Here is a 12,516-nt window from a genome sequence, read left to right as displayed (position 1 = left end):
ATGCTCAGACCTTCAGCCCATACCGATACCTTCGCGCGGGATAATCTGCCGCCGCAAGAGACATGGCCCGACCTTCTGCTGGACGGGTTCGACTATCCCGACCGTCTGAATGCAGCGGTGGAACTGACTGATGCCATGGTCAACAAGGGGTTTGGGGATCACACGGCCCTGATCGGCAACGGACGGCGGCGGACGTATAAGGAACTCAGCGACTGGACCAACCGGCTGGCCAATGTGCTGGTCGATAACCTTGGGGTGAAACCGGGCAACCGCGTGATGATCCGCTCAGCCAACAACCCGGCTATGGTGGCCTGCTGGCTGGCGGCGACAAAGGCCGGTGCCGTGGTCGTCAACACCATGCCGATGCTGCGCGCGGCTGAGTTGGCAAAGTACGTTGATACCGCCGAGATCACCCATGCGCTATGCGACACAAGGCTGATGGACGAGATGACGGCCTGCGCCAAGGGCAGCAAGTTCCTCACCAAGGTTGTTGGGTTTGACGGCACCGCCAATCACGATGCCGAACTTGACCGTCTTGCGCTTGAAAAACCCGTGACATTTTCGGCGGTTGATACGGCGCAGGATGATGTGGCCTTGATTGGCTTTACCTCGGGGTCGACCGGCGATCCGAAGGGCACGATGCACTTCCACCGCGACCTTCTGGCCATCGCGGATGGCTATGCCAAAGAGGTGCTGGATGTCACGCCCGATGATGTGTTCATCGGGTCGCCACCGTTGGCTTTCACCTTTGGGCTGGGCGGGTTGGCGATCTTTCCCATGCGATTTGGTGCAGCGGCAACGCTGCTGGAAAACGCCGCGCCCCCAAACATGATTGAAGTGATCGAAAAGTACCGCGCCACGGTGTGCTTCACGGCCCCGACCGCTTACCGGGTGATGATGCAGGCGATGGATGACGGCGCTGATCTGTCCTCGCTGCGGGCGGCTGTGTCGGCGGGCGAGACGTTGCCCGCACCGGTTTATGACGAGTGGATGCAAAAGACCGGAAAGCCGATGCTGGACGGGATTGGTGCCACCGAGTTGCTGCACATCTTCATCACCAACCGGTTTTCGGACCATCGCCCTGCCTGCACCGGCAAACCGGTCAAAGGGTACGAAGCCAAGATCATAGGCCCGGACGGGGTCGAGCTTGCGGCGGGCGAAGTGGGCCGCCTTGCAGTTCGCGGCCCCACGGGTTGCCGGTATCTGCGTGGGTTGCGCCAGACGGAATACGTGCTGGACGGCTGGAATATCACGGGTGATGCGTTTTCAAAGGACGAAGATGGTTATTTCCACTTTGCCGCCCGCAATGACGACATCATCGTCTCTTCCGGGTACAACATCGCCGGCCCCGAGGTCGAGGCCGCTCTGTTATCCCACGAGGCGGTCGCAGAATGCGCCGTCATCGGCGTCCCTGATGAGGCCCGCGGCGCTATCGTGCAGGCCCATGTCGTGCTTTCGCCGGAACAAAAACCGAGCGACGCGCTTGCACAACAGTTGCAGGATCACGTCAAGGCCACGATTGCCCCGTTCAAATATCCACGCTCGCTGGTCTTTACCAACGCTCTGCCCAAGACAGAAACCGGTAAGATTCAGCGGTTCAGGCTGAAGGCCCAGCAATGACCAAAACTCCGTACGATCCCGGTTCCGAAGGCGCAAAAATGGGGTTCAAGGACGCCATGTCCTATGGCGACTATCTGAGGCTGGACACCCTTCTGGCGCAGCAAACCCCGCTGTCGAATGCCCATGATGAAATGCTGTTCGTCATCCAGCACCAGACCAGCGAGTTGTGGATGAAGCTTGCGCTGCACGAAATGTCCGCCGCGCGTGAGGCGCTGAATGCAGGCAATATGCCCCAGATGTTCAAGATGCTGGCCCGCGTGTCGCGCATCTTTGAACAACTCAACAGCGCATGGGATGTGCTGCGCACCATGACCCCTGCGGATTACACCCAGTTTCGCGAGTCTCTGGGGCCGTCTTCGGGGTTTCAGTCCTATCAATACCGGATGATCGAATACGTGCTTGGGAATCGGAACCCCAACATGCTCAAGCCACACGCGCATTTGCCGGACGTACACAAGATGTTAAGCGACGAACTGGCGCGGCCCAGTTTCTATGATGATGTGATCCGCCATCTGTTCACCGCGATTGACGGACCCGACGCTGACATCCCCGAACCGCAACTGACCACACCGCACGCGCCGGTGCCCGAGGTGCAGGCCAAGTGGCGGCAGGTCTATCAGGCCGTTGATACCCATTGGGCACTGTATGAGCTTGGAGAAAAGCTTGTCGATCTTGAAGATTACTTCCGCCGCTGGCGGTTTAACCATGTCACGACGGTGGAACGCGTGATCGGATTCAAGCGTGGCACCGGAGGCACCTCTGGCGTCGACTACCTGCGCAAGATGCTCAGTGTCGAGCTGTTCCCCGAACTCTGGCACCTGCGCGGAGAGCTTTGAACTCATGATGCGCTTCACCTGTCTTCAGGACGTCCTGTTTCGCCACTGTGATCCGGCGGGAATTGTGTTCTATCCCCGCTACTTCGAGATGGTGAACGATTGTGTCGAGCTCTTTTTCCGCGACGCGTTGAACTGGCCGTTCGAGGTTGTGCACAAGGACGGGGCGGTGCCGACCGCGCATATCACGGTGGATTTCACCGCACCCACCCGACAGGGGGATCGGTTGCAGATCGATCTGCAGATCACAAAATTGGGTAGGGCCAGCATGTCCTACGACTTTCAGGCCACCTGCCAGAACGAGCTTCGCCTCAGGGGATCTTCGACGCTTGTCTATGTCGGCCCCAATGGACGCCCGCAACCCTGGCCCCAGACGGTTCGGCAAATCGTCACAGATAAGAAACTGGAAACGCAATGACATTGAAAGAGATTCACCCGGATGGTTGGGCCCCCGCCCTGGGATACGCCAATGGTATGCTGGCCCCGGATGGAACCCTGCATATCGGCGGCCAGATCGGCTGGAATGAAAACAAAGAGTTTGTGGCCCACGACTTCATCTCGCAGATGGAGCAGACGTTGCGTAATATCGTCGCCGTGGTCGAAGCCGCAGGCGGTCAGGCAAGTGACGTGGCGCGTCTGACATGGTTCGTGAAGGACAAACAGGAGTATCTTGCCCATCAGCGCGAGGTCGGGCAGGCTTATCGCCGCGTTTTTGGCAAGCACTTTCCAGCGATGTCGATGCTGATCGTCAAAGATCTGGTCGAAGACGAGGCGTTGATCGAAATCGAGGCCACTGCGCATATCGGATAGATGTCAGACGCCCAGATATCTGTCGGTGACCTCTGAGCTGAGCGATGCGAAGTCTCCGACCCAGACCGATTTTCCCTTCTCAAGAATAACCGCCTTGTCAGCAACCGCGCGCAGTTCCTTGAGCGATTTGTCGACGATCACGATCGCCATCCCGGTTTCGACTTTCAGTTTAGTGATCGCCGCCCAGATTTCCTGCCGGACCACGGGGGCAAGCCCCTCGGTCGCCTCATCAAGAACCAGCAAGCGCGGGTTGGTCATCAGGGCACGGCCAATTGCCAACATCTGCTGTTCGCCCCCCGACAGGGTGCCTGCGGTCTGATCCTTCCGCTCCTGCAATCGGGGAAACAACCTTGAGACAGCCGCAAAATCCCATTCGCCGCGACGGGCGGCAGCGATCAGGTTCTCGTAAATGGTCAGGTCGGTGAAACACCGACGCCCCTCGGGCACCAGCCCGACGCCCATGCGGGCGACTTTGTAGGACGGCAGGCGCGCAATGTCCGTGCCGTCAAAGGACACCGTTCCGCCCCGGTTTTTCAGCAACCGGCAAATCACCTTGATCGTGGTTGATTTGCCCATGCCGTTGCGACCCATCAGTGCAACAACCTCGCCATCGTCTACGGTAAGGTGGACGTCGAACAAAGCCTGAGACTGGCCATAAAACGCGGACACATGGGCGAGTTTCAACAGGCTCATTCTGCGCTCTCCTCTCCGAGATAGGCGCTGCGAACGTCCGCGTTTGCCCGGATTTCGTCGACCGAGCCCGAGGCGATGACCTCGCCATAGACAAGGACGCTGATCCGGTCCGCCAGCGTGAAAACCGCATCCATGTCATGTTCGATCAGCAGGATCGGGGCCTTGTGCCGCAGTGTATCGAGGAACCCGATCAGACGCTGCGATCCTTCAGCTCCAAGCCCCGCCATGGGTTCATCCATCAAAAAGGCTTTGGGCTCCAGAGTCAGCGCAACCGCGACCTCTAGCTGCCGACGCTGGCCATGCGACAGGTCCGAGGTGCGAAAGCTTCGGAACTCCTGCAGCCCGACCTGTTCCAGCGCCTGTTCTGCAATGGCCAAGAGGTCCGCATCTTTCATAACGCGATTGAAGAAACGAAATGTATTGCCGCGATGACCCAGTGCGCCCAGAACCGCGTTCTGCAAAACCGTATAATCCATCGCCAGGGACGAGATCTGGAATGTGCGCCCCATTCCCAGTCGCGCGCGATCAGCGGTGGACAGGGGGCTGACGTCTTGCCCGTCGAAATGCACGCTGCCTGCATCCGGGCGCAGCCCGCCTGCGATTTGCTTGATCAGCGTCGACTTTCCAGCCCCGTTGGGCCCGATCAGCGCGTGGATTTCCCCCGGGCGCAGATCGAGGCTGATATTCTTGCTGGCCACCAGCCCGCCAAAGCTTTTGGTCAAGCCGCGTACATCGAGAATGGGATCAGTCATGCGCCACCTCGCGCCCGGCAAGAAGGCCGAACAAACCGCCCCGCGCAAACAACACCACCCCCAGCAGGATCGCGCCGAGATAGACGTGCCAATAGTCGCTTAGCCCCCCAAGGCTGTGTTCCAGCAGGATGAACAAGGCCGCGCCCGCCACAGGCCCAAAGACCCGCCCAACGCCGCCGAGGATCACAAAGATCATGATTTCGCCCGAGGTTTGCCAGCTGAGCATGGTAGGGCTTACAAACCGGTTCAGATCAGCGAACAGCGCGCCCGCCAATCCGGTAATGGCGCCCGAGACCGTAAACGCGACCAGATACAGTCGATAGGATACCTGACCAACGGCCTGCACCCTATCCTCGTTCTGGCGCGTGGCGCGCAGCATCAGGCCAAAGGACGAATGCGCCGCGCGATGTACACCGAACAGTACGATTGCCAGCAGGGCATAGCAGATCACGAAGAACTGGAACGGGTCCATGGTGTTGAGCCCGGGAAACCCGTTGCGCACATAGATCGACAGGCCATCCTCGCCGCCATAGGTCGACCACGAAATCATGAAGTAAAAGAACATCTGGCCAAAGGCGAGCGTGATCATGATGAAGTAGACGCCGGTGGTGCGCAGGCTCAGCGCCCCGATGGCCAACGCCGCCAGCGCGCTGAGGGCAATTGCAACCGGCCAGATCACCAGCATCGAGTTTGAGCCTTCGATGACAAAGGGCCACTCCATCAGCGGGGTGTAGGTCTGCGCGTGATGTGCCAGAATACCCATCGCATAGCCGCCAAGGCCAAAGAACACCGCATGGCCAAAGCTGACCAGCCCGCCGAACCCAAGCGCAAAATTCAGCCCGATCCCGGCAATCGCAAAAATGACGGCCCGTGTGGTCAGCGTGATCAGAAAGGGTTCATCCATGAACCACGCGGCCACCGGCACCGCCAGAAGCAAAGCCATCAATCCCGTGTTCAGAGCTGTTTCCTTTTTCATCTCATGCGCCTCCGAACAAACCTTTGGGCCGCACAAGCAGAACGCCCGCCATCAGCACATAAATCGACATCGAAGCCAGCGATGACCCCACCGAAATGGCGGCGGACGGGGCCAGGATCAGCGAGAAAAGTTTAGGCAGAAGGAAGCCGCCCAGCGTGTCGGTCAGACCGACCAGAATGGCACCGATCAAGGCCCCCTTGATCGAGCCGATGCCACCGATCACGACCACGACAAATGCAAGGATCAAAACGGGCTCTCCCATCCCGACCTGAACCGACTGGATCGCGCCGATCAGCGCACCGGCAAACCCAGCCAGCGCGGCCCCCAGCGCAAAAACCATCGTATAAAGAAGCGTGATATCGACGCCCAACGCGCCGATCATCTCACGGTCATTCTCACCCGCGCGAATGCGAATGCCGATCCGGGTCTTGGCAATCATCCAGAACAATCCGGCAGCGACCGCAAGCCCGATCACGATCAGGCTGAGCCGATAGCGGGAGTATTCGATCCCAAAGGGCAAGGACACCGTGCCCGACAGATAATCCGGCGGGTCCAGAAACAGGGGAAACGAGCCGAAAACCCAGCGCGTGCCTTCGGAAAAGATCAGGATTAGCGCAAAGGTTGCCAGCACCTGATCCAGATGGTCCCGGTCATAAAGCCTGCGGATCACCGTGGTTTCGACCACAATTCCGGCAATTGCCGCAGCCGCAAGGCTAGCCCCCAGCGCCAGCAGGAACGAGCCTGATGCCGTTGCCACCACCGCTGCGGCAAAGGCTCCGATCATATACAGCGATCCGTGCACAAGGTTGATCAGCCCCATGACGCCAAAGATCAACGTCAGGCCTGCCGCCATCAGAAACAGCATCACGCCGAACTGCAGCCCGTTCAAGGTCTGTTCAACAAGTAAGATCCAGGACATTGCCATCCCTGCACATGCCTGCGCCCGCGCCGTCCAAAAGGCAACGCGGGCTGCGGTCAGTTACATTTTACACTCAGCCGCATAAGCGTCGCTGTGATCTTCCAGGCCCAGCGAGATGATCTTGTTCGTGTAGACATCGCCTTCTTTGATGACTTCGCGAACATAGATATCCTGAATGGGATGATGGTTCGGACCAAAGGCGAAATCGCCGCGCGTCGACTCGAACTCTGCCGCCTTGAGCGCAGCACGGAACGCATCCTGATCGCTTACATCCGCCGCATCCATGGCCGAAATCAGCAGATTGGCGGTGTCAAAGCCCTGGCTTGCATAAAGCGAGGGAAGCCGACCGTATTTGGCCTGAAAGCTTTCGACAAATGCCGCGTTGGTTGCGTTGTCGAGATCCTTGGACCATTGCGAGGTGTTGTGCACACCCAAAGCGGCGTCTCCTACGGCCTGAAGGATGCCCTGATCAAAGCTGAACGCGGGACCGACAACCGGAAGGTCCACGCCGCTATCGGCATATTGCTTCAGAAAAGAAATACCCATTCCACCGGGCAGGAAGAAAAACACGCTATCCGCCCCCGAGGCGCGGATCTGCGCGATCTCGCTGGCATAGTCCGTCTGCCCGAGCTTCGTATAGATCTCACCAGCCAGATCCCCTTCGTAAAAGCGTTTGTAACCCGACAGCGCATCTTTGCCAGCCGGATAGTTTGGGGCCAGAACAAAGGTGTTGGCATAGCCCGACGCATTGGCATGTGCCCCCGCGGCCTCGTGCAGATTGTCGTTTTGCCAGGCAACGTTGAAATAGTTCTGGTGGCACCCTTTCCCGGCCAGCGGCGAGGGTCCGGCGTTAGGTGAAAGGTAGAACTTACCTTGTGCTACTGCACCCGGGATCACTGCCATTGCCAGATTGGACCAGATGATGCCGGTCAGGACATCCACCTTTTCGGACTGGATCATCTTGTCGGTCAGCTGCACTGCGATATCCGGTTTGCGCTGATCATCCTCGATCACGACCTCAATATCGTCGCGCCCGGATTGCTCGACCGCCAGCATAAAGCCGTCGCGGACGTCGATCCCAAGCCCGGCGCCCCCGCCCGAAAGCGTTGTTATCATGCCAACCTTGAGGCCCTCGGCCTGTGCAGACGTCGCCAACACAGCCGCAGTGGCCGCAGCAAGTAACGGTTTCAGATTCATGGGTTCCTCCTGTTTTCCAATTCGCTTACTTCTTGGCTTTGATCAGCGGTTCGACATATCCACAGATGAGGCATAGACCGTTGCAGGTTCTTTGTGTGTCGACCAACCGATCAGATGCCGCCAAGGTCCGACATGTGCGAAAAGAACGCAATCTTCGGAACATATCTTCGCCGATTTTATTACCCGCCAGACTCCAGAGCGCCCAAGGCAAGCAGGAAAGGTTGCTGGCAGAATGCAAAAAGCACCAAACGGCAGTGCCCATAGCGCCACTTTTCCGAATTCCTGTGCTCAAGGATGCAGCTTTCAAAATCACCTCGGTTTCGAACGGGGTTGATCGCAATCTTTATCTCAGGCGCATATTCGCTTCAAGTTTAAAATTTTAAACTTGAAGATTAAGTGCCGTCATTACCGCGCGCCGCGAAATCCTGCCAAACGTGCTGCCTGCCCGCTCTGCCGGCGCTTGGTTATCCCGAAACCTGATCCGCCTATTGCCGGGCCGAATGGATCGCAGATTGGCATGTATCGAACAGATGTTTGTTTGATGCCGCTTTGGCGGTGCCTTTTCGCCAGGAAAAGCAAAGCTCGCGCGATAACGACTGGTTGGTGATGGGACGCAGCGAAATATCCTGGCTGTGTCGGCATTCGGAGTTCGCATAAAACTCGGGGAACAACGAAAGACCTTTGCCGATTGAGACCAGGTGCCGGATGCCATCCAGGCTGGATCCCTGATAGTCATAGCTGATGGCGACACCTGAGGCCTGGCAAAACGCATAGACTTCGTGGTTCAACTGGCAAAGCTGCTCTTCCGAAACCATAAGCAAAAGCGGCTCACCAGCGAGCATGTCAGATCGAATCTCTGTATTGGTGGCCAAAGGATGCGTAGAGGGCAGGCCCAGTTTCAATTCCTCGCGCAAGAGATTGCGCTGTTTTAACCCCGGAAGGTCCATAGGGGGCATCACGCAGCAGTCCAGCCTGTCGGACATCAACAGATTGATAAGCTCGGGAATGGGGGCCTCACGGACTTTGACGTCGATTCCTGCTTTGCAGGCATCAAGCTGACACATCAGGTGTGTCAAGAAGTATGGACCAAAGCTTGATGGTAGTCCCAGCCGAATTTGTGCCGCCGCTTTGTTGGTGCGATTTGCGGCATCCTGAATCTCTGTAAGCTTGCTCAGAACCTCGCGCGACAATTCGATTACCTGTTGCCCTAGCGCGGTGGGTTCGGCTCCGCGCGGGGATCGGTTGATCAGTTGCGCGCCCAAGCGCCCTTCCAGAAGTTGAAGCTGGGCCGAAAGGGTGGGCTGCGAAACGTGGCAAAGCTGGGCTGCGTGTCCGAAATGACCGGTGTCGCCAACCGCGACAAGATACTCAAGCTGCCGATGGGTTGGGCGGGTCATTGATGAAATTCCGTTTTGGTCGATGGGCAAATCTGTCCTGCGCACCTAGAGGCTTTGGGGCTGTGCGGGCAAGCTATTCCGAGGTACTTTTGGCCACTTTAAACGAAGTTTAACCCGTGCTTTATCAATTGGTTACGTTGCGAAATATTCCAGGTGACATGGACGTGACTTTGCATAGGCCTCTATTTTGCAAGGCTCTCGCATGGTCGACCTAACTTTGATCTAAGAACCTGTCTTTTGGACTGATCGAAATCTTCTATCGGCCTATCGAAACTTGGTATTGGATCGCAAGTTTTGACTGGCATAGGGCTGATACCCAGATTGCAGCCTGCGTTCTGGTGCCTCTTGGATCCGCACCTCTGGCTGCAGAATGTCACAACGATCACGTCCCGAACGGCCTTGGCCGAACAATGACTTTGCGCCCGGTTCAACGCGATGGGGCGGCGGGATGAAATGCAGGAAAGAAAAACACATGCCCAATCAACCTTCTGCTGATTTTACCCATGCCTCGTTCCCTGATGGGTGGCCGGGATTGATGTGGTTCGACGGGGATTACCTCGGCTGGCAGAACTGGCTGCACGGGCCGTACACCAACGCGGATGGTAGCGACGTGCCTGAGTCTCCTGCCGTGACCGGGTTTGATGCTGAGAATGACAGCAACCTGCTTTTGGCTCCGGCGCTGACGTCAGTCACCATCGACCCCGAGATTGGTCCCGAGCCGGGCGAGGCCCCGACCGAATCCGGCCATCGGTATTTCTATGCCTCATCACAGGGCGGTCTGTTTGGCGCGTTCAAGAACGAGTTCTTTGTCTATTCGACCGGCAGTCAGCAGATGACACCGGGGGCGATCGTATTCAGAAACCTGGATGTCAGCACCAAGGATACAAATTCGGGCATGACCGAAGAGGTGACGATCCGCGTCGCCTCGCAAGTGATTGGCAATGATAAGGACAATATTATCCACGGGGCGGGAAGTCTGAGGTTCAATGGTAAAACCTATGACCATGACGATCAGCTCTTTGGCATGGATGGCAACGACACGATCTATGGCTACGCCGGCGACGATCTGTTGTCCGGCGGCGCCGGAGATGACGTGCTGTTCGGCGGTTTGGGCAATGACGAACTTTGGGGCGGAACCGGCAATGATTTCCTCGACGGCGGCGAGGGTATGGATACGCTGTATGGCGGGGCCGGGAACGATTGGCTTATTGGTGGCGGCGCGGCCGGAACCTCGGGCGATACGTTCTGGGGTGGCAGTGGGTCGGATGTTTTTGTTCTGAACGATCCTGATAATCCGCTGGCCGACGTTCCGCCCGAAGAAGATCTTTCCTTTGTGACCTTCATCAACAACCAGCTTTGGAGCGTCGGTCGCTGGATACCGGCTGCCGGCGGTCAGTTGAAATACATCTCGACAGGCATGAATATCGTCGAGTTCTTTATCTCGAAGCTGAAAAATGGAGGCGACAGTGAGGGCGTGTCCGACCCGTCCAAGGTCAGCACGATCATGGATTTCAATCCGTTTGAAGATACGATCCTGATCGAGGCAAATGCCGCCAAGGACTTGCAGCCGACCATCGAATGGGTCGGCCAGAACGACATCATGTTCCGCATCAAGGACGGGTTTAACAACTTCCTCGCCGAGGTGCGTTACTACGATGTGCCTCAATTCGACGATCCCAAGATGCGTCTTGGATATTCGGAGTTTGAAAACGATCTTGAGCAGTTCATCAAGAACACCATGCTGATCGTCACAATCAAGGATGGGATTGTGACGCTGAATGATGGGTTCGGCAACGCTGTTGATCCGGGAACCGAGGATCTCAGCGCATTCAAACAGATGGAAGACGGGCGGTACATCATTCTAGGGGCCTATCAGGGCATCCACAATATAGGCGGCACTGCAAACGATTTCGTATTCGGAACCCAGCATAACGACATCTTGTTCGGCTATGCCGATACCAATGAGGCCGCCGGGTCAGGCAATGACACATTGTGGGGCTTTGGGGGCGATGATTTTTTCGACGCAGGTGCCGGGCACAACAAAATCTTTGGTGGCGAAGGCAGTGATACCTATAGCTTTTATAGCGCCATTGGCGGGGTCGAAACGGATATTTCGGGTATCCGTCTGGACATGCGGAAGACCTATACGGATCAATCCGAAAATGACGACCGCCGCTATGTTCTGGGCGAGGCGACATACAAGGATAACCTGAACGAAAACACTTCTCATACTGAACTTTATGATGTTGAGAACATCATCGGCACCAACAAGGATGACGTGATTATCGGCGATGGGGCCGACAACCACTTTCAGGGGGCCGAGGGCGACGATTTCCTGAGCGGTCAGGGCGGCAATGACGTTCTGGTGGGCGGCGCAGGAAATGACACGCTGGAAGGCGGCAGCGGGTCAGATCAGTTTGTTCTGGACGGTGGTCGCGACACGATACTGGACCTCAATATCGGGGACGGGGATTTCATCAACATCCTGAGCCAGAGTTATGGCCTGAACAGCCTGCATGATCTGATCGTCGAACAGCTTGACAGCCACACATTCAGCCTTCGCCTTCCGGGTGGGCAGGTGATTGCCGATATCCATATCGACGGACAGGCGATTGAGGTGGACCAGCTGCTCAAACACCTCGCTTTGGACGGAACGTTCTACGGCCCGGATTTGTCGGTATTGCTGGGATATGACGCCACGCTTGCGGGCTATGATGACGGTCTGCCTGCAGGGTCCGAGGCAGCCATGGACAACTGGATGAACAGCTTTGTCTCGGAGCTCGTCGGCACCGACAAGAACGAATTGTTCAAACCCGGGGCGGGGCCCGTCAATATTGATGGCGGCGGCGGGATCGATACGATCTCGTACGAGGATGCGCCCGCTGGCGTTGCGATCATGTTTGGTCAGTCTGCCGAGCTGATCAACGGGCCGAATAGCGACAAACATGCGCTGAAGAATATTGAGAACTTCATAGGAAGCCATTTCGACGACCTGATATTCGGCGACTCAAAGAGTAACGTATTTGTATCCAACGGTGGTGACGATCAGTTCTTTGGTGGCGGCGGCGTGGATACGTTCATCCTGAATGGCGGCAGCAACAAGATCGCCGATTTCTGTATCGTTGATGGCGAGAAAATCTATATCTCGAAAGACGTCTACGGCATCGAAGATTACGACGATCTGGTCATCGTCACCAATGGTGAGACCGAACAGTATTTTCAGATCACGACCTCGGACGGCTTTGTCATCGCCGATATTCAGCAGGTGGGCGAAGGCGATCTGTACATGCAGGACTTCATCGATTTCGTCTGAGCTGTA

Annotated in this window: 11 protein-coding genes; 5 read left to right on the top strand and 6 right to left on the bottom strand. The window is 57.0% G+C overall.

The window, feature by feature from the left end; all coding sequences use genetic code 11:
• Genes ACR0FG_RS13760 through ACR0FG_RS13745 form a run of 4 tightly spaced genes read left to right on the top strand, consistent with a single transcriptional unit; the run spans window position 1 to window position 3,263 of the window.
• A complete protein-coding gene (locus ACR0FG_RS13760) occupies window positions 1-1,620 on the top strand; it encodes an AMP-binding protein (protein WP_480893560.1) in 1,620 nt (539 codons plus the stop codon).
• The gene (locus tag ACR0FG_RS13755; protein WP_480893559.1) at window positions 1,617-2,456 is read left to right on the top strand and encodes a tryptophan 2,3-dioxygenase; all 840 of its coding nucleotides are present in this window, start codon (window positions 1,617-1,619) and stop codon (window positions 2,454-2,456) included. Before ACR0FG_RS13760 ends, ACR0FG_RS13755 begins: the two co-directional genes overlap by 4 nt.
• A gap of 4 nt (window positions 2,457-2,460) precedes the next feature.
• The gene (locus tag ACR0FG_RS13750; protein WP_480893558.1) at window positions 2,461-2,871 is read left to right on the top strand and encodes an acyl-CoA thioesterase; all 411 of its coding nucleotides are present in this window, start codon (window positions 2,461-2,463) and stop codon (window positions 2,869-2,871) included.
• Window positions 2,868-3,263, top strand: coding sequence for a RidA family protein (locus ACR0FG_RS13745; protein ID WP_480893557.1), 396 nt, complete (start codon window positions 2,868-2,870; stop codon window positions 3,261-3,263). Before ACR0FG_RS13750 ends, ACR0FG_RS13745 begins: the two co-directional genes overlap by 4 nt.
• A 3-nt stretch (window positions 3,264-3,266) precedes the next feature.
• Here the strand turns inward: ACR0FG_RS13745 and ACR0FG_RS13740 are convergent, their stop codons facing one another.
• From ACR0FG_RS13740 to ACR0FG_RS13715, 6 genes are all read right to left on the bottom strand, one after another.
• On the bottom strand, window positions 3,267-3,956 hold the full coding sequence (locus tag ACR0FG_RS13740; protein ID WP_480893556.1) for an ABC transporter ATP-binding protein: 690 nt from the start codon (window positions 3,954-3,956) through the stop codon (window positions 3,267-3,269).
• Window positions 3,953-4,708, bottom strand: a complete 756-nt coding sequence (locus ACR0FG_RS13735) for an ABC transporter ATP-binding protein (protein WP_170715203.1) — start codon at window positions 4,706-4,708, stop codon at window positions 3,953-3,955. The genes ACR0FG_RS13740 and ACR0FG_RS13735 overlap by 4 nt, the downstream gene beginning before the upstream one ends.
• Window positions 4,701-5,684, bottom strand: coding sequence for a branched-chain amino acid ABC transporter permease (locus ACR0FG_RS13730; RefSeq protein WP_480893555.1), 984 nt, complete (start codon window positions 5,682-5,684; stop codon window positions 4,701-4,703). Before ACR0FG_RS13730 ends, ACR0FG_RS13735 begins: the two co-directional genes overlap by 8 nt.
• Window position 5,685: 1 nt before the next feature.
• Window positions 5,686-6,603, bottom strand: coding sequence for a branched-chain amino acid ABC transporter permease (locus ACR0FG_RS13725; RefSeq protein WP_480893553.1), 918 nt, complete (start codon window positions 6,601-6,603; stop codon window positions 5,686-5,688).
• A 60-nt stretch (window positions 6,604-6,663) separates the two neighbouring features.
• Complete coding sequence (locus tag ACR0FG_RS13720) at window positions 6,664-7,800, bottom strand: ABC transporter substrate-binding protein (protein WP_480893552.1); 1,137 nt, start codon at window positions 7,798-7,800, stop codon at window positions 6,664-6,666.
• Between the two features lie 485 nt (window positions 7,801-8,285).
• Window positions 8,286-9,197: a LysR family transcriptional regulator gene (locus ACR0FG_RS13715; protein WP_480893551.1), complete on the bottom strand. Its 912-nt coding sequence runs from the start codon at window positions 9,195-9,197 to the stop codon at window positions 8,286-8,288.
• A 472-nt stretch (window positions 9,198-9,669) separates the two neighbouring features.
• Between ACR0FG_RS13715 and ACR0FG_RS13710 the strand changes: the two genes are divergently transcribed.
• On the top strand, window positions 9,670-12,510 hold the full coding sequence (locus ACR0FG_RS13710; RefSeq protein WP_480893550.1) for a calcium-binding protein: 2,841 nt from the start codon (window positions 9,670-9,672) through the stop codon (window positions 12,508-12,510).
• The last annotated feature ends 6 nt before the right edge of the window (window positions 12,511-12,516 follow it).

The sequence above is a fragment of the Ruegeria sp. E1 genome (genome assembly GCF_056534225.1).
The sequence above is the reverse complement of the archived record's forward strand: the minus strand, read 5'-3'. Positions and strand labels throughout refer to the sequence as shown.